Raw genomic sequence first — 25,416 nt, forward strand, 5'->3', positions numbered from 1 at the left:
CTGACCTTACTCTTGCCCATCGGTAAACCAGTGCTCACGCGCCTTCATGATCAAGGCCTTGGCTTCTTCGGCAGTCTGACCGGTGATTTCGGTCAGCTCGTCGATCGCCAGATCGGCCAGATCGTCACGTGTGTGCACATCAGCTTGCGCCAGCTTGTCCAGCAGCTCGGCAGTCATGCCGTCCAGAGACACCAGATCCTCGGATGCCTTGCTCACATTTTCTTCGCGAGCAATTTCCTGACTCAGCAGTGCATCCTTGGCGCGGCTACGCAGCTCGTTCACCGTCTCTTCGTCGAAGGATTCGATTTCGAGCATTTCCTGCAGCGGCACATAGGCCACTTCTTCCAGGGTCTCGAAACCTTCTTCGATCAGGATGTTGGCGATTTCCTCGTCCACATCCAGCTTTTCCATGAACAGCTTGCGCGAGACAGCCGACTCGTCGGCCTGCTTCTGGGCAGACTCTGCAGCGTCCATGATGTTGATCTTCCAGCCTGTCAGCTCGGAGGCCAGACGCACGTTCTGACCGCCGCGACCGATGGCGATGGCCAGATTTTCCTCGTCCACGACCACGTCCATGGCGTGCTTTTCCTCATCCACAACGATGGAAGAGACATTGGCAGGAGCCAGGGCACCGATCACGAACTGGGCGGGGTCTTCGGACCAGAGCACGATATCCACACGCTCGCCGGCCAGCTCGTTGGTCACGGCATTCACGCGGGTGCCGCGCACGCCGACGCAGGTGCCGATGGGGTCCACGCGCTTGTCGTGGCTGAGCACGGCGATCTTGGCACGAGAGCCGGCGTCACGGGCGCAGCTCTTGATCTCCAGCAGGCCTTGCTCGATCTCGGGCACTTCATTGCGGAACAATTCCACCATGAATTCGGGAGCCGAGCGCGACAGCAGGATGGGAGCACCGCGCAAGGTGGCATCGACTTCCATGATCATGGCGCGCACGCGGTCGCCATTGCGCAGATTTTCCTTGGGGATCATCTCGCCGCGCTTGAGTCGGCCTTCCACACGGCCGGATTCGACAATGATGTCGCCCTTGTCCATGCGCTTGACGGTACCGGTAAAGATCTTCTCGCCACGTGCCAGGAATTCGTTGAGCAGCATTTCGCGCTCGGCGTCGCGAATCTTCTGCAGGATGACCTGCTTGGCAGCCATGGCACCGATACGGCCGATGGGCAGCGACTCGATCTGCTCTTCAATGAACTCACCAATTTGAATGCCGGGCACGCGGTCTTCCGCATCCATCAGCATTTCTTCGGCGTCGGGGTTCTGCAGACCGGCATCGTCAGACACCACCACCCAGCGGCGGAAGGTGTCGTAGTCGCCGCTTTCGCGATCGATGGACACGCGGATGTCTACTTCACCTTGGTACAGCTTCTTGGTGGCCTGTGCCAGTGCGGATTCCACGGCACCAAAAACCACATCGCGTTCCACGTTCTTTTCACGCGAAATGGCTTCAACCAACATCAACAGTTCGCGATTCATGCGACGACTCTCCTATTTCAATCACACAAAGAGGATTTGCATGCGACCTCTTTGCCCCAAAAGATTCAAACGCTTCAGCTGCCTCACTCGGGCTTGGCTGCGCGTCCTTTGAAATTCACAATCGGTGCCAGACGAGCTTCGCGCAACTCGTCAAGCGTAAAGCCCATCGCGTTCAACGGCGCAGGCTCACGCTTCTTGCTGACGCGCACGCCCGGCTTGGGAGGCGGCTCATCGCTCCAGACGATCTGCCAGCCACCTTCTTCAGTCCGCTCCAGCGTGCCACGAAATTTCTTGCGGTTTGCATTGATCTTGTCGCCACCTGCAGCCCCGATGGGAGCCTTGAGCGTCAGATCCACCTCCGAGCCTTCAAAGCGGATGAAGTCCTGCTCATGGCGCAGCAAACGATCAATGCCTGGAGAAGAGACCTCCAGGCGGGCGTAGTCCGCACCATCGACTTCCAGCGCAAACTGAAGCTGGCGCGTGACCTTTTCGCAGTCTTCCACTGTCACGAACTGCTCGGGCAGCTCAGGCGCACCGTCCTCCGGCGCCTGCCAAGGCAAATCAATCGTGATGCGCAGCAGGCCGCCGGCCGAGCGCTCGATTTCAACCAGGTCATAGCCCAGACCTGTCACGGTTTGTTCAACGATTTGCTGTAGTGCCACGTGTATTCAGTTCAATCCCGAAAAATCTGTCAAATCATGGACTTAGCTCTGCCAAAAACAGGTTTCGCCATGAATTGCCCAAAAAAAACGGGCGGTATGTACCCGCCCGTTTGGTCGTGAAGCCGTGATTGTAGCCGCAAACCACTGTTTTCGCAAAAAGTGTCTCGCATAAAACAGCCATCAACGCAAGACTTCCTGCAGGTCATCAGCGCGCAACAATCGCTGCAGCAAATCCTGGGCCTCCTGCACATCGGCGGGCCTCGCCGCCGCATCTGCGGGCAGGGATTGCAGCATCCGCGCCAGCACCCCCGTTTGCGGAAGCACAGGCCCCAGGAATCTGGCCTGCTCGCCCTGCGCCACCAAAATGGACGGAAAGGTTTCTATGTCCAGATCGCCAGCTACATCCTCACGGTCTTCCACATCGAGCCAGACAAAACGCATCTGTGGAAACTGGGCAGCAAGAGCCTCGAAGGGCTGCCGGTACTGTTTACAGGTACCGCACCAGTCAGCACAGAGGCAGACAACCAGCCATGCGTCTGCTTTTGTAATTTCTTGTTTCATTTCACGAACTCTGGGCAGGCCTTCGCACACGCCCCTGCATTGATCCCGGCAATGGTAGCGCCAGATGCCCCCAAGGACTCAAACCCCGGTCATCACCCCACCAGCGCGCATTGAGACCCTTGAAGCTGCCGCACTCTATCCCTATTATTTTCCTGAATGCGGGCGCAGCAATGGCAGCAGCCAAGGCAACAGTCTTGCGCCCATCTTTTGACAAGAAGATTGGTGACTCCATGGATTACAAGGACTATTACAAGATACTTGGCGTGGACAAAAAGGCCTCCACCGATGACATCAAAAAGGCCTATCGCAAACTCGCCCGCAAATACCATCCCGACATCAGCAAGGAAAAAGACGCGGCGGCTCGCATGGCCGAGGTCAACGAAGCCAACACCGTGCTCTCCGACCCCGAAAAGCGCGCCGCCTATGACGCCATGGGCGACGAGATGCAGTTTGCTCAAAATGCCAGAGCTCAGGGCGGCGGAGGCTTTCGCCCGCCGCCCGACTGGGATCAGCAGGACTTTCACTTCAGCAGCCAGGGCGATGCCGGCAGCGACGCCGATTTCAGCGACTTTTTCTCGCAGATGTTCGGCCAGGCCGCTCGTGCACGGCGCCATCAGGGCCAGCAAGGCGCGCGCAGCACCCCAGACATGCGCGGCCAGGACCAGCATGCCAGCATAGAGCTGGATCTGCAAGACAGCTATAGCGGCGCCGTGCGCTCGCTGCATCTGCGCAGCACCGTGCTCGACGACCAGGGCATCCCCACCCACAAGGACAAGGAGCTGCAGGTCACCATTCCCAAGGGCGTGCGCGAGGGCCAGATGATTCGCCTTGCCGGTCAGGGCAACCCGGGCCTGGGCAAGGGTGCTCCAGGCGATCTGCTGCTGGAGGTGCACTTCCGCAGCGACCCACGCTGGTGGTCCGAAGGCAAGGATGTCTACCAGCGAGTGCCGCTCGCGCCCTGGGAAGCCGAGCTGGGTGGCCCCGTCCCCTTCAAGACGCTGGCCGGGGAACTGGAAGTCACCGTGCCCGCCGGCTATCGCTCGGGCCGCAAACTGCGCCTCAAGGGCAAGGGCCTGCCCGCCGCCACGCCAGGTGATCTGTACCTGGTGCTGGATGTGGTCTTCCCGCCCGCGGCGACACCCGCGCAAAAGCAGGCTTATGCCGACTTTGCCAGGGCCTTCCCGCAGTTCGATGCCCGCAGCCTGAGTTGAAAGGTTTTCCCATGAGCCCCTCCCACTACCCTTTCTACGAACCTGCCGAGCTGCTGGAACAGGCCGTGCTCGATCTGCACGAGCTGGCGCGCCATTGCTGCACCAGCCCGCAATGGGTGATCGAGCATGTGCAGACAGGCGTCATCAGCTACGACAACGAAGGTCAGCTGCGCGAGATCAGCCACGAGCAATGGCGCTTCAGCAGCCAGACGCTGGTACGTGCACGCCGCATTGCCCAGCTGGAACACAGCTTCGACGCCGACCCTCAGCTCGCCGCCCTGACCACCGATCTCATCGAGGAAGTGCAGCAACTGCGCCGCAAGCTGAAAAACCTACAGGGATGAGCAAACCAACGCTCTGAAGCCGTGAAAAGCAAAAAGCCCTCGTACCGAAGTGACGAGGGCTTTTTTGCGGGCCGCACACCAGGGCGCAGCCTGCCGCAGGAATTAGCCGTGGCGCTTGCCGGGCTGCTTCTTGCTGCGAGTGTGCGAACCACGCTCCAGGCTCACGCGCTGGCCACGGCCGGGAGTGGGCAGGGTCACGCCATTGGGTGCCTGGGGACGGGGAGTGGCCTTGCGGTCTGCTTCGGTAACGATCTTATTGCCCATGTCGAATTCTCAATTGGGAGGTTGAAAAGGATCAATTAGGCCACAGCCAGAGAATTCGCGCCAAATAAATACAAACTTTCGAGTGCGGATTCAGTGCTTTTCAGCGAATGCCTGCCTCGCGAATCAGTGAATCGACAGCAATTGCAGGCATTCAAAGCCTCAAACCTTTGAAGGGAAAGCGCTGCTCGCCATCACATTCAGACCACCGGAGGCTCGGCAACGACCCCGGCGGCCTCGACCAACTGGCGCGTATATGCCTGCCTCGGCGCAGTCAGCACCGCCTGCACATCGCCCTGCTCCACGATCTGCCCGTCCTTCATGACCAGCACCTCATGGGCCATGGCGCGAATCACGTCCACATCGTGGGTGATGAGCAGATAGGCCAGACCACGCTCCTTCTGCAGCCGCTGCAACAGGGCCAGCACTTGCTGTTGAATAGTGACATCGAGTGCACTCGTGGGCTCGTCCAGCACCAGGACCTCGGGCTCCATGATGAGCGCGCGTGAAATCGCCAGGCGCTGCCGCTGCCCGCCCGAGAATTCATGCGGATAGCGCTGCAGCAGGCCTGGAAACTGGGCCTCGGTCAAGCCCACCTCTTCGAGCATCTTGAGCACGCGCTCGCGCCGCGGCCCGGCAGCGAGCTCAGGGGCATGGATCTGCAGGCCTTCGCCGACGATCTCCTCCACCGTCATGCGCGGCGACAGCGAGGAAAACGGATCCTGGAACACCACCTGGATCTTGCGCCGCAGCGCCAGATTGGCGGCGCTGTTGCGGATTGCCGGCTGCTGCCATTGCCTGCCGGCCACCTGCAGCCCCCCGGCCGCAGGCAACAACCCCAGCACGGCCTGGGCCAGCGTGGATTTACCAGAGCCCGATTCACCGATCACGCCCAGGGTACGACCGGGCCGCAGCAGCATATCCGCGCCCTTGACCGCGACGAACGCGCCCTTTTTGAACCAGCCGCGAATGCCGGGCAAGGGCGTGGCATAGCTCACCTGCAAGGCCCGGGTCTGCACCACGGCAGCCTCACCGGCCGGCACGGTCTCATCCGCCACATTGCGCACCGGCCGGCTGGCCAGCAACTTGCGGGTATAGGCATGCTGCGGGTTCCGCATCAGCTCGGCCACCGCGCCCTGCTCCACGAGACGGCCTTTTTCCATGACGGCCACGCGGTCGGCAAAGCGGCGCACCAGGTTCAGGTCATGCGTGATCATCAGCACGGCCATGCCGGTCTGCCGCTGCAGATCGGCCAGCAAATCCAGGATCTGGCCACGCAGCGTCACATCCAGCGCCGTTGTCGGCTCGTCGGCCAGCAGCAGCCGGGGACGGCTGGCCAGGGCCATGGCGATCATGGCGCGCTGACGCTGGCCACCGCTGAGCTGGTGCGGAAAGCTCTGCGCGCGACGCTCGGGCTCAGGGATGCCGGTAGTGGCCAGCAGCTCGACGGCCTGCTTCAAGGCCTGCGCCCGGCTCAAGGCCTGCTTGAGCTGCAGCACCTCCGCCACCTGCGCGCCGACAGTCATAAGCGGGTTCAGCGCCGTCATCGGCTCCTGAAAGATCATGGCGATATCGCCGCCGCGTATGCCCTGCATCTCGCGCTCCGAAAGCCCCAGCAGATCGCGCCCGTCCAGCAAGGCTTGGCCACCCAGTTGCGCATCGCCCACCAGGCGCAGCAGCGACAGCGCCGTGACCGACTTGCCCGAGCCGGACTCCCCCACCAGCGCCAGCTTTTCACCGGCTGCCATCTCGAAGCTCACGCCCTGAACCACGGGCTTGCCCGCAAAAGACACGCTCAGATCGTGCACGCTCAGCAACTGGCTGCGACTCTCAATCCCATACTTTTCCTGGCTCATGGCTTGCCTCCTGCGCGCTTTGCAGCCCCGGTGTGCGCCTGCTTGCGCGGGTCCAGCGCATCGCGCAGGGCGTCGCCCATAAAGGTCAGCAACAGCAGCGTGATGACCAGCACGCCAAAGGTGGACAGGGAAATCCACCAGGCATCGATATTGTTCTTGCCCTGGCTCAGCAACTCGCCCAGGCTGGGCGTGCCTGGCGGGACGCCCAGACCCAGAAAATCGAGCGAGGTCAGCGCCAGGATGGCCCCGCTCATGCGAAACGGCAAAAAGGTGATCACCGGCGTCATGCTGTTGGGCAGAATGTGGCGAAAGATGATGGAACGATTGCTGGCACCCAGGGCCTGGGCGGATTTCACATAGTCGAGCTGGCGATTGCGCAGAAACTCGGCTCTCACATAGTCGGCCAGCCCCATCCAGCCGAACAGGCTCAGCAGGATCAGCAGCAGCGAGACACTGGGCGCAAACAGCGCGCTGAAGATGATGAGCAGGTAGAGCTCGGGCATGGAGCCCCAGATTTCCGTCAGGCGCTGGAAGGCCAGATCCGTCTTGCCGCCAAAAAAGCCCTGCACCGCTCCCGCCAGCACGCCCAGCAGCACGCCCACGGCCGTCAGCGCCAGGCCGAACAGCACGCTGACGCGAAAACCGTAGATGAGCTGCGCCAGCAGATCGCGCCCCCGGTCGTCGGTGCCCAGCCAATTGTCGGCCGACGGCGCAGAAGGATTGGGCGACTTGGCAAAGTAGTTGATGGTGGACTTGCCATAGCGGTTGATGGGGAAGATCGCCCAGTTGTCGCCCTCGCCGAGCCTTTGCTGGATGAAGGGATCGAGGTAATCGGTCGGCGTATGGAAATCGCCGCCAAACGTGGTTTCCGGGTAATCGTGCAGCAGCGGCAGATAGGTCTGCCCCTCGTAGCGCACGATAAGCGGCTTGTCGTTGGACAGCAGTTCGGCAAACAGGCTGAGCAGCACCAGCACCGAGAAGATCAGCAGGCTGACAAAGCCCAGCCGGTTGGATTTGAAACGCCGCCAGGCCCGGCGCCCCGGGGACTCGGATTTGGCAGCAGGCACCGCCGGTACACGCTCCACTCCTGTATTCATAGCTTCTTGCGCTTGCAGGGCATTAGTTTGAGGCTTATCTTGCATAAATCAGTCAAACTTGACCCGGGGGTCCACCCAGACATAGCAAAGATCGCTGATGAGCTTGGTCACCAGGCCGATCAGCGTGAACAGATACAGCGTGCCCAGCACCACGGGAAAGTCGCGCCGGATCACGCTTTCATAGCTGAGCAGACCCAGGCCGTCGAGCGAGAACAGGGTCTCGATCAGCAGCGCGCCGGCAAAGAAGGCGCCGATGAAAGCCGAGGGAAAGCCCGTGACGATGGGAATCAGCGCATTGCGAAACACATGCTTGTAGAGCACCTGGCGCTCGGACAGGCCCTTGGCGCGGGCCGTCAGCACATATTGCTTGCGGATCTCTTCGAGAAACGAGTTCTTGGTCAGCATGGCCGTCACGGCAAAGCTGCCAGCCACCATGGCGGTCACGGGCAGCGCGATATGCCAGAGATAGTCCGCCACCTTGCCCATGGTGCTGAGTTCGTCGAAATTGGCCGATGTCAGCCCGCGCAGCGGAAACCACTGCAGCTGCCCGCCAAAGACGACCAGCAGCGCCACGCCCAGCACAAAGCCCGGGATGGCATAGCCGATGAGAATCACGATTGTGGTCGCCAGATCGAAGCGCGAGCCGGCCCGCACGGCCTTGGCCACGCCAAGGGGCACAGCCACCAGATAGCTGATGAAAAACGTCCACAGCCCCAGGCTGATGGAGACCGGCAGTTTTTCCTTGACCAGCGCCCAGACGCTTTTGTTCTGAAAAAAGCTGGTGCCCAGATCGAAGCGCGCGAACTGACCCAGCATCTGCACAAAGCGTTCTACCGGCGGCTTGTCAAAGCCGTACAGCGCCTTGATCTCTTCGAGCCGCTTGGGGTCCACGCCCTGGCCGCCCCGGTAGCTCATGGCAGCACCTTCGGCGCCGTGTCCGGCACCGGCCTTGGCCTCGGCCAGATACTGCTCCACCGGACCACCGGGCACGAACTGGATGACCACAAAGGTCAGCAGCAGCACGCCCAGCAGCGTGGGGATCATCAGCAAAATGCGTTTGAGAATATAGGCAAACATCTTCGATCAACCCTTGTTTTCAGCCGCGGCGGCGATGGCCACAGCGCCGGGCCGCTCCAAGCAGGGCCAGCCCCCTTGGGGGGCAGCGACCCGTGCAACAGTGGAGCGTGGGGGCCACTTTACCTGGGCCGCCGCGCCGGGCCGCCCCAAGCAAGGCCAGCCCCCTCGGGGGGCAGCGACCCGTGCAACGGTGGAGCGTGGGGGCCACTTTACCTGGGCCGCAGCGCCGGGCCGCCCCAAGCAAGGCCAGCCCCCTCGGGGGGCAGCGACCCGTGCAACGGTGGAGCGTGGGGGTCACCTTACTTGGCCCACCAGGCATAGACGGCCCATAGCTCGCCCGGAGAATAGGCCGGAATCTGCCCCGGCAGCGCCAACTTCCAGGCGTCATAGACCATGCGGTGCGTGCCCGAGTAATACTGCGGGATCAGGTAATGGCCGTGGACGATGATGCGCTCCAGCGCGTGGCAGGCGGGCAGCATCTGCTGCTCGGACTTGGCCGCAGCCATCTGGGCGATGATGGCATCCACGGCCTTGCTCTTGAGACCGACATAGTTCGAGGCTCCCTCCACATCGGCGGCGGCGCTGCCGAACAGCTCGGCATATTCCTGGCCCGGATTGTGCGTGCCGGGCACGTTGAGCGTCACGATGTCGAAATCGTATTTGTCCATGCGCTGCTGATAGAGCGCGTAGTCCACATTGCGGACCTTGAGAGTGATGCCCAGCTTTTCCAGATTGCGCATCCAGCTGCTGACGATCTTGACACCGCTCTCGCTGCTGTCCAGATATTCCAGCACCATGGGCTCGCCCTTGGCGTTGCGCAAGGCTCCATCCCTGACCGTCCAGCCGGCATCGGCCAGCAGCTTCTGCGCACGCCGCAGATTGCCGCGCAGGCCATCAGGCCCGTCGGTGCGTGGCGGCTGGGCCATCTGCCCCAGCGTGCCTGGCGGCAGACTGCTCTCATAGGGCTTGAGCAGGGCCAACTCGGCATCGCTGGGATCGCCCGTGGTTTCGCAAGCGGTGTTGCCAAACAATCCATGCACGCGCTGATATGCGCCATAGAACATCTGACGGCTCATCCACTCAAAGTCATAAGCCAGGCCCAGGGCCTCGCGCACGCGTACATCCTTGAGCTGCTCGCGGCGCAGGTTCAGAAAGAAGCTCTGAAAGCCCGAGGGCAGCTTGTTCTCGAACGCGCCCTTGACCAGTTCGCCCGAGGCGAAGCGCCGCCCCGTCAGACGCCTGGCCCAGTCGCCCGCGCTGTTGATGCGCATGAGATCGAACTCACCGGCCTTGAGTGCCTCCAGCCGCGCCGTGTTGTCCTTGTAGATCTTGATGGTGACTCGGTCAAAATTGGCCAAACCGACACGCACCGGCAAGGCTGCCCCCCAATACTTAGGGTCGCGAACATAGCTGATGTCCTTGCCAAACTTGACCGGCCCTATCTTGTAGGGCCCACTGCCGATGGGCGTGTCCATCACCACCTGATCGAAGGCCTTGGGCTTGCCATCCGCGCCCAGCCCCCAGTCACGGCTGAACACCGGCAACAGGGCGCCCACGGTCAGCGGCAGGTCGCGGTTGGGCTTTTTGAAGCGAAAGCGCACCGTGCGCTCGTCGAGCACATCACAGGCAGCCACCTCGGCAAACAGCGTCTTGTAGCCGGGCGAGACATATTTGCTCAGCAGCGTCTCGTAGCTGTGCTTCACATCCTGGGCCAGCACGGGCTTGCCGTTGTGAAAGCGTGCCTGCTTGCGCAGTTTGAAGGTCGCGGACAGGCCGTCGGCCGCCACCTCAACATCCTCGGCCAGCAAGCCGTAGCCCGTGGCCGTCTCGTCGAGACTGGGGGTCAGCAGGGTCTCGAACAGCATGTCCGCCAGATAGGCAGGCGGCGAGCCCTTGATGGTGAAGGGGTTGTACTTGTCGAAGGTCGAATAGCGCAGATTGCTGACCATGCGCAACTCGCCGCCCTTGGGCGCTTGAGGGTTCACATAGTCAAAGTGCTTGAAGTCGGCCGCGTACCTGGGCTGACCCCAGAGCGCATAGCCATGTGCTGCCAGGGCAGGTGTGGCAACTTGGCTGCTGACAATCAGGGCTGAGCAAATCATCCAATGGCGCATGCGACAATTCTGCCCTACCCCGACTGATTCGCACCCAGTTCGAACAGATACGTTTTCAAAGATGGCGCGTCTGCCACAGATGCAGCCATCGTCTCTTTCAATTTTCTTTGGAGAACAACAATGGGTTTTCTCGCCGGTAAAAAGCTGCTGATCACGGGCGTTCTGTCCAACCGTTCCATTGCCTACGGCATTGCCAAGGCCTGCCACGAGCAAGGCGCAGAACTGGCTTTCAGCTATGTGGGTGAACGCTTCAAGGACCGCATCACCGAATTTGCTGCCGACTTCGACTCCAAGCTGGTGTTCGACTGCGACGTGGGCGACGACGCCCAGATCGAAAAGCTGTTCGCCGACCTGGGTGCCACCTGGGGCAAGTTCGACGGCTTTGTGCACTCCATCGGTTTTGCCCCCCGTGAAGCCATTGCCGGCAACTTCCTCGACGGTCTGAGCCGCGAGAACTTCAAGATCGCCCACGATATCAGCGCCTACAGCTTCCCCGCCATGGCCAAGGCAGCCCTGCCTTACCTGAACGACAAGTCCTCGCTGCTGACCCTGTCCTATCTGGGCGCTCTGCGCTCCATCCCCAACTACAACACCATGGGCCTGGCCAAGGCATCGCTGGAAGCATCCGTGCGTTACCTGGCAGAAGCCGTGGGTCGCACTGCCGACGGCCGCGCCATTCGTGCCAACGGCATCTCCGCCGGCCCCATCAAGACCCTGGCTGCCTCCGGCATCAAGGACTTCGGCAAGCTGCTGGGCCGTGTGGCCGACGCCGCTCCTCTGCGCCGCAACGTGACCATTGAAGACGTGGGCAATGTCGCGGCCTTCCTGCTGTCCGACCTGGCCTCCGGCGTGACCGCCGAGATCACCTATGTGGACGGCGGCTTCAGCCAGACCGCAGGCCTGTCTGCCGATCAGGTCTGAGCCCCAGGCTTTTGACGACACCAGCCCCGCAGGCCTCAGCAGCCTGCGGGGCTTTGTTTTTGGGGCCGTGCCCAACATCTTGGCCCTTGCCCTACAAGCGCGGCAAAGCACTGACGCTATGGTTCACAGTGTTTTCTCTATGGTTCTGACGAATATTCAAGAGGAGCTTACATGCCATATCGTTTTCTCATCCTGACCGCATCCGCTGCTGCCCTGACGGCCTGCAGCACCCCCGAGCCCCAGCCCGCCCAGGCCATCGCCAGGCTGCAGGCCACTTCGGGTAGCAAGGTCGGCGGCGATGTGAAATTCACCCAGAAGACCGGCCAGCAGGTGATGGTCAATGCCGTGATTCACGGCCTCAAGCCCAATTCCGAGCATGGCTTTCACATCCACGACAAGGGCGACTGTGGCGACAATGGCAATGCCGCTGCCGGCCACTTCAACCCGCTGGGCAATCCGCATGGCAAATATGACTCGACCCAGCACCATATGGGCGACCTGCCCAGCCTGAAGGCCGACTCCAACGGCGTGGCCACCGTCAACGTACAGTCGGCAGACATCACCTTGCTGGCCGGCCCCGGCAATGTCATAGGCCGGGCGGTCATTGTCCATGCACAGCCCGACGACTACACCACCCAGCCCACGGGCAATGCCGGCGCGCGCATCGCCTGCGCCGTCATCAGCCGCGACTGAAGGTCTTGCCCCTTTGACAAAAGCCGCTGCCTGGCTGCAGCGGCTTTTTCATTGAAATCACCGCAATTACTTATGGATAAGCCGCTGATAGCCATGTTTTTTGATATGGGTTCGTACCCGCATCGACAGCATAGGCTCCGCGCTCTAGCATGAGCTGCCTCTTTACCGGGAGATAGCCATGCCTGAGCCACGGCATCGCCCCCTGCGGGAATGCATTCTCTGGCTGGTCTGTGCCTGTCTCTGCATGGGCTTTGTTGCCGTGCGGGCCCAGACCACGACACAGCCGCCTTCGCTGATGCTGGCCCAGGTCTGGCGCAGCGGCCTGCCGCTGCAGGACTATTGGGTCAGCGAGAAACTGGATGGCGTACGCGGCTACTGGAACGGCCACCAGCTCGTCAGCCGTGGCGGGCAGCCGATCGCGACGCCAGAGTGGTTTGTTCGGGACTGGCCGGCCACCCCCATGGATGGCGAGCTCTGGGCCGGACGCGGCCGGTTTTCCCATGCCCAGTCCACCACGGCACAGGCCATCCCGGACGATCGGGCCTGGCGCCAGATGAGATTCATGGTGTTTGATCTGCCCGCGGCTCCGGGCAGCTTTGACCAGCGCCTGCCGCTGCTGCAGCGCACCGTCGGGGCCATTGCCCAGGACTGGGTGCAGATGGTGGAGCAGCGCAAGCTGGGCTCGGAAGCCGAGTTGCGGCAATGGCTGCACACAGTCGTCAAAGGCGGCGGCGAGGGCTTGATGCTGCACAAAGGCAGCGCCCCCTATCGCCCGGGCCGCAGCGACGATCTGCTCAAGCTCAAGCCTTTCGATGATGCCGAAGCCCGGGTCATAGGCTACAAAAACGGACGCGGACAATGGCAGGGCATGACGGGTGCGCTGCTGGTGCAGACCCCGGACGGCAAGCAGTTTTCACTGGGCTCCGGACTGACGGTGCAGATGCGCAAAAGTCCGCCCGCGCTCGGCAGCTGGGTCACCTACCGCTACCAGGGCCTGCACGAAAAAAGCGGGCTGCCGCGCTTTGCCCGCTTTTTGCGCGTACGCAGCGAGCCGGGCTTTCAGCCCGAGCCGGCAGGCCCGTGACTCTGGCTTCATCGCTACCTGCGACTGCCGACCCTGCGCCTCAAGCCCAGGGCGCCCAAACCTACGGCAGTTGCGCCCCCAGGTCGCGCGCGGCCTGCAGCACGTTTTTGACATAGCGCTCGTCATAGCGATGCGCAGGCATGGTCAGCGTCAGGGCGGCCGCCAGCTCCCCGCTGCGGCGAAAGACCGGAGCCGAGATGCCGGCGATCTCGCTATGTCTGTCGCCCACCAGGGCTTCGTAGCCATCGGCCCGTACACGCGCATAGTGGTTGCGATTCTTCTTCACCCAGTCGCCCAGCTCCGGATCGAAAGCGACCAGCACACGCCCGCCAGCTCCCTTATCCAGGGGGAGCAGATCGCCGGCACGCGCATGATCGCGTACCGGGTGCGGCGAATCCACACGGTACAGACACAGGCGTTCACGCCCCTGGCGCACATGGTAGGCAGCGCTCTCGCCCGTGGCCTGAACCAGTGCGCGCAGCACCGGCATGACCAGTTTATCCAGCGAAAAGCTCTGCTCATAAACCACATGCAGCCTGGCCACGGCCGGGCCCACCGCATAGCGCCCGTCATCCTGGCGCTGAACCCAGCCGCCATGCTCCAGAGAGGCCAGCAGCCTCAGCACCGTGCTCTTGTAGAGCCGGGTGCGCTCGGCCAGCTCGGCCAGGCTCAGCGCGGCATCGCCATCCTGGAATGCACTCAGCACGCTGAGAGCGCGGTCCACTGCAGCCACACCGCCAGGTGCGGCATTTTCGTCGGCTACGGATTCATTCAGGGATTTACGCGGCATGGAAACTCCTGCCCCGCATCTTGACAGGGCATCAGTACGCAAGGCAATATTTCAATAGAAAGAATTAAGTTCTATCAGACAGAACATCATTAAAGCATTGTGCCAGCCGCAATGCAAGCATGAAATCCAAGTGAGGCAACCATGTCATTCCCCCAGCGTTTCGATCTCCTGATCAGCGAAGTCGGCCCCCGCGACGGCCTGCAGTCGATCTCGGCCACCATGAGCACGGCCCACAAACATGCATGGATCGATGCTCTGGTGGCAGCGGGCGTGCAGGAGATCGAGGTCGGCTCCTTTGTCTCGCCCAAACTGCTGCCGCAGATGGCCGATGCCGCCGAGGTCGTACGCCACGCCGTCACCCATCCCGGCGTCACCATCATGGCCCTGGTGCCCAATCTCAAGGGCGCCGAAGCCGCCATGCGCGCCGGCGCGCACAAGATCACGCTGCCCGTATCGGCCAGCCCCGCGCACTCCATGGCCAATGTGCGCAAGACACCCGCGCAGATGGTGGAAGAAGTGCGCGCCATCGCCAGGCTGCGCGATGAGATCGCCCCTGCCGTGCATATCGAGGCCGGCATCTCCACCGCTTTCGGCTGCACCCTGCAGGGCCTGGTGCCCGAGGACGAGGTGATTGCGCTGGCTGCCGCCTGCGTGGCCGCCGGCGCCGACGAATCGGGCCTGTCCGACACCACGGGCATGGCCAACCCGGCCCAGGTCAAGCGCCTGTTCACACGCCTGCGCAACGAACTCGGCGACAAGGCCGGTGCCGCACATATGCACAACACCCGAGGCCTGGGCCTGGCCAACTGCCTGGCTGCCTATGAAGCCGGCGTGCGCACTTTCGACGCCTCCCAGGCCGGACTGGGCGGCTGCCCCTATGCCCCCGGCGCCTCGGGCAATGTGGTGACCGAAGATCTGGTCTTCATGTTCGAAGCCATGGGGCTGCGCACCGGCATTGACATTGAGCGATTGCTTGCAGCGCGAGAAACGCTGGCCGCCGGCCTGCCGGGCGAGGCGCTCTACGGCATGCTGCCACCTGCGGGCCTGCCCAAGGGCTTTGTGCCTCAGCGCTACTGATCACACAGCGGCTCGCCCATGAGCCGAAGACAAGAAGAGATGAATATGCACGCCTCAACCGAAACCGCCGAGACTTCCTCCCCCCTGCCCTATAGCGGCATCCGCGTGGTGGAGTTCACCCATATGGTCATGGGCCCCAGCTGCGGCCTGATGCTGGCCGACCTGGGCGCCGAAGTCATCAAAGTCGAGCCCGTGGGCCACGGCCGCAACGGCGATGCCACGCGCAAGCTGCTCGGCTCGGGCTCGGGCTTTTTCCCGCTGTTCAACCGCAACAAGAAAAGCCTGACGCTGGATCTGCAGACCCCCGAGGGCAAGGAAGCCGCGCTGCGGCTGATCGCCACGGCCGATGTGGTGACCGAAAACTTCAAGCCCGGCACCATGAAGAAGCTGGGCCTGGACTATGAAAGTCTCAAGCAACAATTCCCACGCCTCATCTATGTGAGTCACAAGGGCTTTCTGCCCGGCCCCTACGAACACCGCACGGCCCTCGACGAGGTGGTGCAGATGATGGGGGGCCTTGCCTATATGACGGGCCGGCCCGGCGACCCGCTGCGCGCGGGCACCAGTGTCAACGACATCATGGGCGGTATGTTCGGTGCCATGGGAGCCATGGCCGCCCTGGCTCAGCGCGAGAAGACCGGCAAGGGCCAGGAAGTGCAGAGCGCTCTGTTCGAGAACAATGTGTTTCTGATCGCCCAGCACATGATGCAGTACGCGGTGACCGGCAAGCCCGCAGCCCCCATGCCCGCGCGCATCTCGGCCTGGGCGATCTACGACGTGTTCGAAGTCCAGGGCGGCGAGCAGATCTTTCTGGCCGTGGTCAGCGACGGCGCCTGGCGCGAGTTCTGCGATGCCTTTGGTCTGGAGCAGCTGCGTGACGACCCGCGCCTTGGCAGCAACAACGACCGCGTGCAGGCCCGCAGCTGGCTAATGCCGCTGCTGCGCGAAACCATGGCCGGCTACAGCGCCGCGCATATCGCCAGCGTCTTCGAGGACAAGGGCTTGCCGTTCGCGCCCATCGCCCGCCCGCACGATCTGCTCGAGGACCCGCACCTGAACGCCACGGGCGCACTGGCCCCCATCACCTTGCCCGACGGCCGCGACAGCAAGACCGTGCTGCTGCCGCTGACCCTGGACGGCAAGCATCTGCAGGTGCGCCTCTCGCCGCCCAAGCTCGGCGAGCACAGCCTGGAGATTCTGACTGCCCTGGGCTACAGCCAGGCCCAGGCCCAGGCACTGGCACAGGGCCAGCCCGACTAAGCGCCCCTGCGGGGCCATCGCTCCGCACGACCCACGCCCCCCAGAACAGGATGCCCAGGCGCGCCCTGCGGGGGATTCTTTCGCCCCATTTCCATCATTCAGGAGACAAAACCATGCCATACAGCCCCTCTTCCCGACACCCGAACCGTCGCCTGGCGATGGCAGCATGCGCGCTGACGGCCATGACGCTGGCCGCCGGCAGTGCTGCGGCCCAGCCCGGCGAATGGCCCGCCAAGTCGATACGCATGGTCGTGCCCTTCACGCCTGGCGGCGGCACCGACACGGTGACGCGCCAGATCAGCGAACGCATGGCGACCGCGAATCGCTGGGTCATCGTAGTGGACAACAAGCCTGGCGCGGGCGGCAATATCGGCCTCGATGCCGTCGCCAAGGCGCCGGCCGACGGCTATACCTTCGGCATGGGGCAGACCGCCAATCTGGCCATCAATCCCTCGCTGCTACCCAGCATGCCGTTCAACGCCAAGACCGATCTGCTTCCCGTGGCGCTGGTGGCCTCGCAGCCCGTGGTGCTGGTCGTGCCCACCGATTCGCCCTGGAAATCGCTGCAGGATCTGATCGCCGCAGCCAAGGCCCAGCCTGGAGCCATCAAGCAAGGTCTGGCTTCCACGGGCACCGTCGGCCATCTGGCGGGGGAAATGCTGTCCTTCAAGGCCAAGATCGATGTGCTCAACATACCCTACAAAGGCGCCGCGCCGGCCGTGACCGATCTGCTGGGCAAGCAGACCCACTATATGTTCGGCACGCCTCAGGCGGTCTACCCCATGATCAAGGGCCAGCGCCTGCGCGCACTGGCCGTGACCTCGGCCAAGCGTCTTGCCATCCTGCCCCAGGTACCCACCGTGGCCGAGTCCGGCTTTCCGGGCTTTGAAGCCGTGGACTGGAAGCTGATCGTGGCCCCCAGGAACACGCCTGCAGCGCTGGCGCAGAAGATCAACGCCGCAGTGAACACCGGCTTGCAGGACCCTGCAGTGCTCACACAGCTGCAGTCCGAAGGCAGCACACCCATGGGGGGCAGCCTGCAGGATGCCCAGGCCTATCTGCAAAAGGAGCAAGCCAGCTGGGCCGCGCTCATCCGCGACGCGAAGATCACTCTGGAATAGTCATCAAAATCAGTAGCTGCCTGCGCAATAACCACCTATATTTCAAATAGATTCATTTCTATGTACGATACAGGTCAAGCGCAAGCAGCTACTATTTTTGTTTCATGTAGCGCAGCCCCTGAATGAACAGCACAGCCAGGCTCGCGCCCGCGGCATTGGCCAGCACATCCAGCCACTCGGCTGACCGCGTGGGGGCGACGCCGGCCTGCAGCAGCTCGATCACGCCGCCATAGCCGGCACAGACCAGCACCACGGCCAGTGCTTGCCCGGCGGCCCAGCGCAAGCCCGTAGCATGCGCACGCGCCAGCCCCGCGCAGCAGAGCAGCCCCCCAGCACCGTATGCAGGCCGGCATGCACCAGCTTGTCCGTGTGCTCGAAGCCACGCAGAAACGGGAGCAGCCTGAGAATCAGCCCACCGCTGCTGCCTGTCTCATTGAGGCAGCCCCAGAGCATGAACAAGGCCCAGCCCAGGCTGGCTGCCGCCAACCGCTTCCACAGAGGCACGGCGCCAGCCGGTTGCAGGAATGAATGCATGGCAGGGATATGAAAAAGCCCGAAGTGCAGGCACTCCGGGCTGATGTGCAAAAAAAGGCCGGGATCGCCCCGACCTTGCAAAGGCCAAGGCTTATGCAGCTTTCCTTGCCGTTTTGGCCGCAGCCTTCACCGCAGGCTTTGCGGCGGACTTGGCTGCCACCTTTGTTACCGGCTTTGTTGCCGGCTTTTTGGCAGGCGTCTTGGCAACTGGCGTGGTTACGGGCGCCGCAGCCGTCTTCTTGGCAGCCGTCTTCTTGGCAGCGGGCTTCTTCACGGCAGCAGTCTTCTTCACTGCCACAGGCTTGACGCTTTGCTCGGCCACGCAGTCCGCGTAGTAGCGGATCTCGCCGTTTTCGTCTTCCAGCTCGACCAGACCGTGGATATCGGTCTCGAAGCCCGGGCATTCCTTGGCGAATTCGCGCGCGAACACCAGGTAGTCAACGATCTTCTTGTTGAAGACTTCACCGGGAATCAGCAGCGGAATTCCGGGCGGGTAAGGCGTGACCAGTCCCACGGTGGTGCGGCCGACCAGATGGTCGATTTCCACGCGCTCGGTCTTGCGCTGCGCGATATGCGCGTAGGCATCCGAGGGCTTCATCGTGGGCTTGAGATCCGACAGATACATCTCGGTCGTCAAGCGTGCGATGTCGTACTTGGCATACAGCTCGTGCACATGCTGGCACAGATCGCGCAGGCCCATGCGCTCGTAGCGGCGGTGCTGCTGGCAGAACTCGGGCAGGATGCGCGCCAGCGGCTGGTTGCGGTCGTAGTCGTCCTTGAACTGCTGCAGCGCGGTCAGCATGGTGTTCCAGCGGCCCTTGGTGATGCCGATGGTGAACATGATGAAGAAGGAATACAGGCCGGTCTTCTCGACCACCACGCCATGCTCGGCCAGGTACTTGGTGACGATGGACGCAGGAATGCCGGTATCGGCAAAGTCGCCGTCCAGATCCAGGCCGGGCGTGACGATGGTGGACTTGATCGGGTCCAGCATGTTGAAGCCATCGGCCAGATCGCCAAAGCCGTGCCAGTTGTCGAACTCCTTGCCGTTCTTCTTGGAGCGGGTCTTGGTCGATGCGTCTGTGCCGCGGATGATCCAGTCCTGGGCCGTGCCCACGCCTTCCTCGGCCAGGGCTTCAGGGCCCCAGACCTCGAACCACCAGTCGTCGTCGCCGAACTCGTCCTCCACCTTGCGCATGGCACGGCGGAAGTCCAGTGCCTCGACAATCGACTCCTCCACCAGCGCCGTGCCGCCGGGCGGCTCCATCATGGCGGCAGCCACGTCGCAGCTGGCAATGATGCTGTACTGAGGGCTGGTCGAGGTGTGCATCAGATACGCCTCGTTGAACAGAGGGTGATCCAGCTTCTCGGTCTGGCTGTCCTGCACCAGCACATGCGAGGCCTGGCTGATGCCAGCGAGCAGCTTGTGGATGGACTGGGTGGCATAGACCACCGAGTGCATCGGGCGCTTGCGCTTCTTGCCCATGGCGTGATAGCTGCCATAGAAGGGATGGAAGGCAGCGTGGGGCAGCCAGGCTTCATCGAAGTGCAGATTGGCCACATAGCCGTCCAGCATGCCCTTGATGGTCTCGGTGTTGTAGAGCACGCCGTCGTAGGTGGACTGCGTCAGCGTCAGCACGCGGGGCTTGACGGCCTTGGCATCCACGCCCTTGAGCAAGGGGTTGGCGGCAATCTTGGCCTGGATGGACTCGACCGAGAACTCGCTCTGCGGGATGGGACCGATGATGCCGAAGTGATTGCGCGTGGGCTTGAGGAACACCGGAATCGCACCCGTCATGATGATGGAGTGCAGGATGGACTTGTGGCAGTTGCGATCCACCACCACCACATCGCCGGGTGCCACGGTGTGGTGCCAGACGATCTTGTTGGAGGTCGATGTGCCATTAGTCACAAAGTAGCAGTGATCGGCATTGAAGATGCGCGCGGCATTGCGCTCGGACTCGCCGATGGCGCCGTTGTGGTCCAGCAACTGGCCCAGCTCTTCCACGGCATTGCAGACGTCGGCGCGCAGCATGTTCTCACCGTAGAACTGGTGATACATCTGGCCCACGGGGCTCTTGAGAAAGGCCACGCCGCCCGAGTGACCGGGGCAGTGCCAGCTGTAAGAGCCGTCTTCGGCGTAGTCCAGCAGTGCCTTGAAGAACGGAGGCTGCACGCTCTCCAGATAGCTCTTGGCTTCGCGGATGATGTGCTTGGCCACGAACTCGGGCGTGTCCTCGAACATGTGAATGAAGCCATGCAACTCACGCAGAATGTCGTTGGGCAGGTGACGGCTGGTCTTGGTCTCGCCGTAGATATAGATGGGCACTTCCTCATTCTTGCGGCGCACTTCACCGATGAAGTCGCGCAGACTGTGAATGATGGGGTCCTTGTCGCCGCCGAGCTGGAATTCCTCGTCGTCGATCGACAAAATAAAGGCACTGGCCCGGCTTTGCTGCTGTGCGAACTGCGACAGATCGCCATAGCTGGTCACGCCCAGGACTTCAAAGCCCTCTTCTTCAATGGCTTGAGCCAGGGCGCGGATGCCCAGTCCCGAGGTGTTCTCGGAACGATAGTCCTCGTCAATGATGACGATGGGAAAGCGAAACTTCATGAACAGCCTCCGTACCAATCAGGCCTAAAAAACGAAACAGCCGCGAAGTGTAAGGAATATCCTTATTGCGGCTTTGAAACAGGCTGTTTTTAACCCAGAATGTGGTGCACTAAATACAGGCCTTAACAGGAGCTCAGGTATGGATCACTCCACCGCGTGGTGGTTGCTTGTCGGTTTGCTGGTCATTGCGGAGCTGTTGACCGGCACTTTCTATCTCCTCATGCTGGCTCTGGGTGCCATTGCCGGAGCGCTTTGCGCTCATTTCGGCCTGGGCACCAGCAGCCAGATCGTCGCTGCGGCCCTGCTGGGCTCCGGTGCCGTCCTCGTCTGCTATCTGCTGCGCAAGCGCAGCCCGCGCAGACAGCCCGCTTCCAGCAATCGCGATGTCAACCTGGATGTGGGCGAAACCGTGGTCATCGAACAGTGGAACACCGACGGCACGGCCCAGGTCCGCTATCGCGGCGCCACCTGGACCGTCATGGGACGCCAGGGCGCGCTGCCCATCCCGGGCCCGCATCGCGTGGCCGAAGTCATTGGCAACCGCCTGCTGGTTGACAAGATCTGATCATCGACCGGCCCCGGCATGGTTATGCTGGACGCCGGAACGCTTCGCTCTCTTTCTTCACACCAACGCCCCACAAGGGCTGGAGACAATATGGATTACGCAGTCCCTCTCGCCATCGCCATCATTGCCGTCATCTTCATCGTCCGCTCGATCAAGGTGGTTCCCCAGCAGCATGCATGGGTCAAGGAGCGTCTGGGCAAATACGCAGGCACGCTCACACCCGGCCTGAACTTTCTGATCCCGTTCGTGGACCGCATCGCCTACAAGCACAGCCTCAAGGAAATTCCCCTGGACGTGCCCAGCCAGGTCTGCATCACGCGCGACAACACGCAGCTGACCGTGGACGGCATTCTCTACTTCCAGGTCACCGACCCCATGCGCGCCAGCTATGGCTCGTCCAACTACATCATGGCCGTGACCCAGCTCGCCCAGACCTCGCTGCGCAGCGTGATCGGCAAGCTGGAGCTGGACAAGACCTTTGAAGAGCGCGACATGATCAACGCCCAGGTCGTCAATGCCATCGACGAGGCCGCGCTGAACTGGGGCGTGAAGGTGCTGCGCTACGAAATCAAGGACCTGACACCGCCCGCTGAAATCCTGCGTGCCATGCAGGCCCAGATCACGGCAGAACGCGAAAAGCGCGCCCTGATCGCAGCTTCCGAAGGTCGACGCCAGGAACAGATCAACATTGCCACCGGCGAGCGCGAAGCTTTCATCGCCCGCTCCGAAGGCGAGAAGCAAGCCGCCATCAACAAGGCGCAAGGTGAAGCTGCCGCCATCACCACCGTGGCCGAAGCCACCGGACAGGCGCTGGAGCGCGTGGCCACGGCCATTCGCCAGCCCGGTGGCGAGCAGGCCGTTCAGCTCAAGGTGGCTGAGAGCGCCGTGGAGGCCTACAGCAAGGTGGCAGCGGACTCCAACACCACTCTGGTCATTCCTGCGAACATGACCGAGGTCTCCGGCCTGATTGCCTCTGCCATGAAGATGGTTCAGGTGGGCAAGAGCGCCTGAGCCTGCTTGCTTCAGGCTGCGTGCAGAAAAGAACTTTCTGCACTTTCATTTTGAGGTCGAAATTTCTGGTTAGAATAGCGGCTTCATCACACGGAGCGGTGGATGAGTGGTTTAAGTCGCACGCCTGGAAAGCGTGTGTGGGTTAATAGCCCACCGCGGGTTCGAATCCCGCCTGCTCCGCCAGATTTTAAAATCAAGTCGACCACACTTGGTTTTTTACTTCAGAAATGAAGTATTTTGGGATCGCTGTGGAGCGGTGGATGAGTGGTTTAAGTCGCACGCCTGGAAAGCGTGTGTGGGTTAATAGCCCACCGCGGGTTCGAATCCCGCCTGCTCCGCCAAATGACAAAAGGCCTTGAAGAAATTCAAGGCCTTTTTTCTTTGGTGCGCTTCTCCCCTGGAAGGAGATTTGAATGGACCTTTCAGCGATGGCTGCGCTATGTTCATCCAACTCAGCCCCGGCGAATACCACGGGAACTAACAGCCCATGCGTACCAAGCAACTGCTTCAGGCTAGGCATCACACAAACAGCCGCAGTGCTCAAGCTGCCTGCTGGCAAGCCCAGCGCAGCAAGTACTGACGCGCTGAATGGCAACGCCAACCCAGACGAAAAGCGATAGCTCCGCCCCCGCTTGTGCGCCTGGGCTCTCGAGCCTGTATTGCCTCGGCTTTCAAGGGCTACCCAGCCCCCTTGGCATGGAGCTCAGAACTTGCCGCGCAGTGTCAGCATCACATTGCGCGGCTCGCCATAGTAGTTGGAGCCATAGGCCGCCCAGACACGCTGGTAATACACCTTGTCAAAGACATTGTTGACGGTCAGCGTTGCATCCAGATTCTTGTTGAAGCGATAGCCGATCTGCAGTGCAGCCGTAGTCACCGGACCCTGAGAGAACTTCACGTCACCATTGAGGCGGTACATCCGGCTGACGCTGCGCAGACCGCCACCCACACTGAAGCCTTCCAGAGGCCCCGAACCGAACTGGTAGCGTGTCCACAGGTTGAAGCTGTGGCGCGGAGCGATGAAGGTATAGAGCTGAGCTTTCTCGTCCGGTGTTCCTTCCAGCGTTTTGGTCTGTGTGTACGCGTATCCGACAGCGAGATTCCAGCCCGGAGCTATGCGACCGTTGATTTCCGCCTCCACCCCCTGGCTTCGCATCTTGCCAGCGGCAAGGGAAAACAGCGGATTGGCCGGATCGGTCATTGCACGATTGCTGTCCTCCATGCGGAAAACAGCCGCACGGGCATTGAGCAGTTTGTTCAGCCATTCGCCCTTCAGGCCTGCCTCGTACTGCTGGCCCACGCGTGGGCGCAATGTCATGCCCTCAGCATCGCTGGCGGTCTGCGGCGCGAAAATGCGGGTGTAGCTGGCATAGGCAGACAACTGCTCGCTCAGGTCGAACACGACTCCCGCATAGGGAGTGAACTTGCCGCTGATGCGCGTATCGGTTTCGGAGAACTGGTTGAAATAGGCATTGCGATTGACGGCATGGTTGTCCCACCAGGTCATGCGCCCTCCCATGCTGAGCAACACGCCGCTGGCCGGGCGCAGATTGATTCGTCCATAGAGCCCGTACTGCTCGGTTCGGTTGTCGTTGCCGTTGGAGAAGCTGTAATTCGCAGGCTTGGGAACGTTGTTGTCGGGATCGAAGATATTGATGGGAGCACCGTCTCCGCCGCCGTATTTGAAGCTCTTGTGCACCTTGCGATAGTCCGCTCCCAGCGTCAGCTCATTATTGGATGAGCCCAGCGCGGCAAACGGCGTGGTGATGAAGCCGTCAAGGCCATGGGTCTTCCAGTGGCTGCGGTAAGCCCAGCTGATGAGGCAGCTGTCGCCGGTAGCAGGGTCGGCCGCGCAGTCCGACCAGCCGAACAGGCGAGAGGGTTCATCCTGCTCCCGGTAGGTCGCATTGAGCTTGATCTGCCCGCCATTGTCCAGGCGATTCTGAAATTCTGCGAAGTACTCGGTGTTGCGTTCGGTGATGTGGTTCCAGATGGGATCCAGATAGCTGGAGCGCGGAATATCCAGCAGGCGTCCATCCGGATAGGCAGGCAGGCCGAAGGCGGGACGCCCCTTGTATTGCTGATGACTGGCTCCGGCGGTAAGCGTGCTTGACGGAGTGAGGTCGGCTTCCAGCACGCCATAGATCAACGGCTTCCTTGAGTACACATGATCCACAAAAGAGCCCTGGTCCTGGTAGGCGGTGACAAGACGCCCGCGTATGCGTCCATCACTGCTCAGAGGCCCGCTCATGTCCGCCTCGGCGTAGTAGCGATTCCAGGAGCCGGCCGATAGTTGCGTGCTGAACTCCCGCTGTGCCTTGGGGCGCTTGCGTACAAGATTGATGGAGCCGCCAGGGTCGCCGGCCCCCTGGAACAGTCCTGCAGGGCCGCGCAGAACCTCAATACGGTCATACATGGCCATGCCGAATCCGCTGGAAAGATCATTGCCTGTGCTCGCAGGAGTGTTGACACCGTCGATCTGCACGGTATCTACCGCGTAGCCGCGCAGGTAGAAATTGCCATGATTGCCCCCCGTGCTGCCTGGCTCCACAGTGACGCCAGGTACTGTGCGCATGGCGTCATCGAGACTCTGGATATTCTGATCCTCGAGCATCTGGCGCGTCACCACCGACACCGACTGCGGAATTTCTCGCAGACTCTGTGCACTCTTGCCGATCGTGACGAGCTGTGCAGCATAGGAGCCCGTGCCTTCCGAGAAGGTCGATGCTTCGGCCGCAGCAGTCACCAGCACTTCCGCCAGACTGGGGGCTGCACCCGCCGCCACAGGGGCCTGAGTGCTTTTGCGCAGAATGAAAATACCGGGCTGGGTTTGCGCGACCTCAAGCCCGCTACCACGCAGCAGCTGCGCAAAGCCCTCAGCGACGGCAAATCTGCCATTCAAACCAGCCGTCTGGAGCTCCCCGGTCAGTGCAGAGTCCGCGGATAGCGTCACCCCCGATTCCCCCGCAAAGCGCGCCAGCGCTTGGCTCAATGGCCCCCTGGGGAGACTGTACTCTCTCACTTGCTGACTGTTAATTTCCACGCAAAACTGACCCGCCGGGGATGCGG

At 61.9% G+C, this 25,416-nt stretch carries 22 protein-coding genes and 2 tRNA genes; 12 read left to right on the top strand and 12 right to left on the bottom strand.

Translation table 11 applies throughout. From position 1 onward, the window contains the following. Positions 1 to 6: 6 nt before the first annotated feature. The 3 genes from nusA to CSE6_RS14590 all read right to left on the bottom strand — a co-directional run bounded on the left by nusA (position 7) and on the right by CSE6_RS14590 (position 2,717). A complete protein-coding gene (gene nusA, locus CSE6_RS14580) occupies positions 7 to 1,494 on the bottom strand; it encodes a transcription termination factor NusA (RefSeq protein ID WP_003063156.1) in 1,488 nt (495 codons plus the stop codon). 83 nt (positions 1,495 to 1,577) lie between these two features. Further along, positions 1,578 to 2,156: a ribosome maturation factor RimP gene (rimP, locus tag CSE6_RS14585; RefSeq protein WP_034351798.1), complete on the bottom strand. Its 579-nt coding sequence runs from the start codon at positions 2,154 to 2,156 to the stop codon at positions 1,578 to 1,580. A 180-nt stretch (positions 2,157 to 2,336) separates the two neighbouring features. Continuing rightward, positions 2,337 to 2,717, bottom strand: coding sequence for a thioredoxin family protein (locus tag CSE6_RS14590; RefSeq protein ID WP_034349992.1), 381 nt, complete (start codon positions 2,715 to 2,717; stop codon positions 2,337 to 2,339). A gap of 230 nt (positions 2,718 to 2,947) precedes the next feature. Here CSE6_RS14590 and CSE6_RS14595 point away from each other — a divergent pair, with 230 nt between their 5' ends. After that, positions 2,948 to 3,928, top strand: a complete 981-nt coding sequence (locus CSE6_RS14595) for a DnaJ C-terminal domain-containing protein (RefSeq protein ID WP_059440831.1) — start codon at positions 2,948 to 2,950, stop codon at positions 3,926 to 3,928. An 11-nt stretch (positions 3,929 to 3,939) separates the two neighbouring features. Next, positions 3,940 to 4,272 carry a chaperone modulator CbpM gene (locus tag CSE6_RS14600; RefSeq protein WP_003063164.1) on the top strand — a complete coding sequence of 111 codons (333 nt, stop codon included), beginning with the start codon at positions 3,940 to 3,942 and terminating at the stop codon, positions 4,270 to 4,272. 102 nt (positions 4,273 to 4,374) lie between these two features. Here CSE6_RS14600 and CSE6_RS26095 read toward each other — a convergent pair whose 3' ends face one another. The 5 genes from CSE6_RS26095 to CSE6_RS14620 all read right to left on the bottom strand — a co-directional run bounded on the left by CSE6_RS26095 (position 4,375) and on the right by CSE6_RS14620 (position 10,677). Then, complete coding sequence (locus tag CSE6_RS26095; protein ID WP_003056362.1) at positions 4,375 to 4,536, bottom strand: hypothetical protein; 162 nt, start codon at positions 4,534 to 4,536, stop codon at positions 4,375 to 4,377. Between the two features lie 197 nt (positions 4,537 to 4,733). Continuing rightward, complete coding sequence (locus CSE6_RS14605) at positions 4,734 to 6,389, bottom strand: ABC transporter ATP-binding protein (protein WP_059440814.1); 1,656 nt, start codon at positions 6,387 to 6,389, stop codon at positions 4,734 to 4,736. Beyond that, the gene (locus CSE6_RS14610) at positions 6,386 to 7,486 is read right to left on the bottom strand and encodes an ABC transporter permease (protein ID WP_083994739.1); all 1,101 of its coding nucleotides are present in this window, start codon (positions 7,484 to 7,486) and stop codon (positions 6,386 to 6,388) included. Before CSE6_RS14610 ends, CSE6_RS14605 begins: the two co-directional genes overlap by 4 nt. Before the next feature lie 48 nt (positions 7,487 to 7,534). Continuing rightward, on the bottom strand, positions 7,535 to 8,563 hold the full coding sequence (locus CSE6_RS14615) for a microcin C ABC transporter permease YejB (RefSeq protein WP_012837909.1): 1,029 nt from the start codon (positions 8,561 to 8,563) through the stop codon (positions 7,535 to 7,537). A gap of 299 nt (positions 8,564 to 8,862) precedes the next feature. Then, positions 8,863 to 10,677 carry an extracellular solute-binding protein gene (locus tag CSE6_RS14620; RefSeq protein WP_080746249.1) on the bottom strand — a complete coding sequence of 605 codons (1,815 nt, stop codon included), beginning with the start codon at positions 10,675 to 10,677 and terminating at the stop codon, positions 8,863 to 8,865. Between the two features lie 120 nt (positions 10,678 to 10,797). Here CSE6_RS14620 and fabI point away from each other — a divergent pair, with 120 nt between their 5' ends. From fabI to CSE6_RS14635, 3 genes are all read left to right on the top strand, one after another. Next, positions 10,798 to 11,598, top strand: coding sequence for an enoyl-ACP reductase FabI (fabI, locus tag CSE6_RS14625; protein ID WP_003063172.1), 801 nt, complete (start codon positions 10,798 to 10,800; stop codon positions 11,596 to 11,598). Between the two features lie 171 nt (positions 11,599 to 11,769). Beyond that, on the top strand, positions 11,770 to 12,291 hold the full coding sequence (locus tag CSE6_RS14630; protein WP_034393115.1) for a superoxide dismutase family protein: 522 nt from the start codon (positions 11,770 to 11,772) through the stop codon (positions 12,289 to 12,291). A 178-nt stretch (positions 12,292 to 12,469) separates the two neighbouring features. After that, on the top strand, positions 12,470 to 13,375 hold the full coding sequence (locus CSE6_RS14635; RefSeq protein ID WP_274522625.1) for a DNA ligase: 906 nt from the start codon (positions 12,470 to 12,472) through the stop codon (positions 13,373 to 13,375). 61 nt (positions 13,376 to 13,436) lie between these two features. On the opposite strand, the gene CSE6_RS14640 is transcribed toward CSE6_RS14635, so the two are convergent. Further along, a complete protein-coding gene (locus CSE6_RS14640) occupies positions 13,437 to 14,165 on the bottom strand; it encodes an IclR family transcriptional regulator (protein WP_034351792.1) in 729 nt (242 codons plus the stop codon). Between the two features lie 141 nt (positions 14,166 to 14,306). On the opposite strand from CSE6_RS14640, the gene CSE6_RS14645 reads away from it, so the two are divergent. The 3 genes from CSE6_RS14645 to CSE6_RS14655 all read left to right on the top strand — a co-directional run bounded on the left by CSE6_RS14645 (position 14,307) and on the right by CSE6_RS14655 (position 17,623). Continuing rightward, positions 14,307 to 15,242: a hydroxymethylglutaryl-CoA lyase gene (locus tag CSE6_RS14645; protein ID WP_059440817.1), complete on the top strand. Its 936-nt coding sequence runs from the start codon at positions 14,307 to 14,309 to the stop codon at positions 15,240 to 15,242. Between the two features lie 45 nt (positions 15,243 to 15,287). After that, positions 15,288 to 16,502, top strand: a complete 1,215-nt coding sequence (locus CSE6_RS14650; protein WP_187771871.1) for a CaiB/BaiF CoA-transferase family protein — start codon at positions 15,288 to 15,290, stop codon at positions 16,500 to 16,502. A gap of 158 nt (positions 16,503 to 16,660) precedes the next feature. Further along, entirely contained in the window at positions 16,661 to 17,623 is a 963-nt protein-coding gene (locus CSE6_RS14655; RefSeq protein ID WP_238585710.1) for a tripartite tricarboxylate transporter substrate binding protein, read from the top strand. Positions 17,624 to 17,714: 91 nt separating this feature from the next. Here the strand turns inward: CSE6_RS14655 and CSE6_RS26500 are convergent, their stop codons facing one another. Both CSE6_RS26500 and CSE6_RS14665 read right to left on the bottom strand, forming a co-directional pair. Beyond that, positions 17,715 to 17,906, bottom strand: coding sequence for a VanZ family protein (locus CSE6_RS26500; RefSeq protein WP_238585705.1), 192 nt, complete (start codon positions 17,904 to 17,906; stop codon positions 17,715 to 17,717). Between the two features lie 342 nt (positions 17,907 to 18,248). After that, the gene (locus CSE6_RS14665) at positions 18,249 to 20,771 is read right to left on the bottom strand and encodes an arginine/lysine/ornithine decarboxylase (RefSeq protein WP_059440819.1); all 2,523 of its coding nucleotides are present in this window, start codon (positions 20,769 to 20,771) and stop codon (positions 18,249 to 18,251) included. 139 nt (positions 20,772 to 20,910) lie between these two features. On the opposite strand from CSE6_RS14665, the gene CSE6_RS14670 reads away from it, so the two are divergent. The 4 genes from CSE6_RS14670 to CSE6_RS14685 all read left to right on the top strand — a co-directional run bounded on the left by CSE6_RS14670 (position 20,911) and on the right by CSE6_RS14685 (position 22,688). Continuing rightward, the gene (locus CSE6_RS14670; protein WP_003063189.1) at positions 20,911 to 21,336 is read left to right on the top strand and encodes an NfeD family protein; all 426 of its coding nucleotides are present in this window, start codon (positions 20,911 to 20,913) and stop codon (positions 21,334 to 21,336) included. Positions 21,337 to 21,426: 90 nt separating this feature from the next. Next, positions 21,427 to 22,347 carry an SPFH domain-containing protein gene (locus tag CSE6_RS14675; RefSeq protein WP_003063190.1) on the top strand — a complete coding sequence of 307 codons (921 nt, stop codon included), beginning with the start codon at positions 21,427 to 21,429 and terminating at the stop codon, positions 22,345 to 22,347. A gap of 92 nt (positions 22,348 to 22,439) precedes the next feature. Then, positions 22,440 to 22,530 (top strand) — tRNA-Ser (locus tag CSE6_RS14680). A 67-nt stretch (positions 22,531 to 22,597) separates the two neighbouring features. Then, positions 22,598 to 22,688, top strand: a tRNA-Ser gene (locus CSE6_RS14685). A gap of 362 nt (positions 22,689 to 23,050) precedes the next feature. On the opposite strand, the gene CSE6_RS14690 is transcribed toward CSE6_RS14685, so the two are convergent. Next, a complete protein-coding gene (locus tag CSE6_RS14690; RefSeq protein ID WP_238585706.1) occupies positions 23,051 to 25,300 on the bottom strand; it encodes a TonB-dependent siderophore receptor in 2,250 nt (749 codons plus the stop codon). Positions 25,301 to 25,416: the final 116 nt, after the last annotated feature.

It is taken from the genome of Comamonas sp. E6, from assembly GCF_001010305.1.
GTDB classification, from domain to species: domain Bacteria; phylum Pseudomonadota; class Gammaproteobacteria; order Burkholderiales; family Burkholderiaceae_C; genus Comamonas; species Comamonas thiooxydans.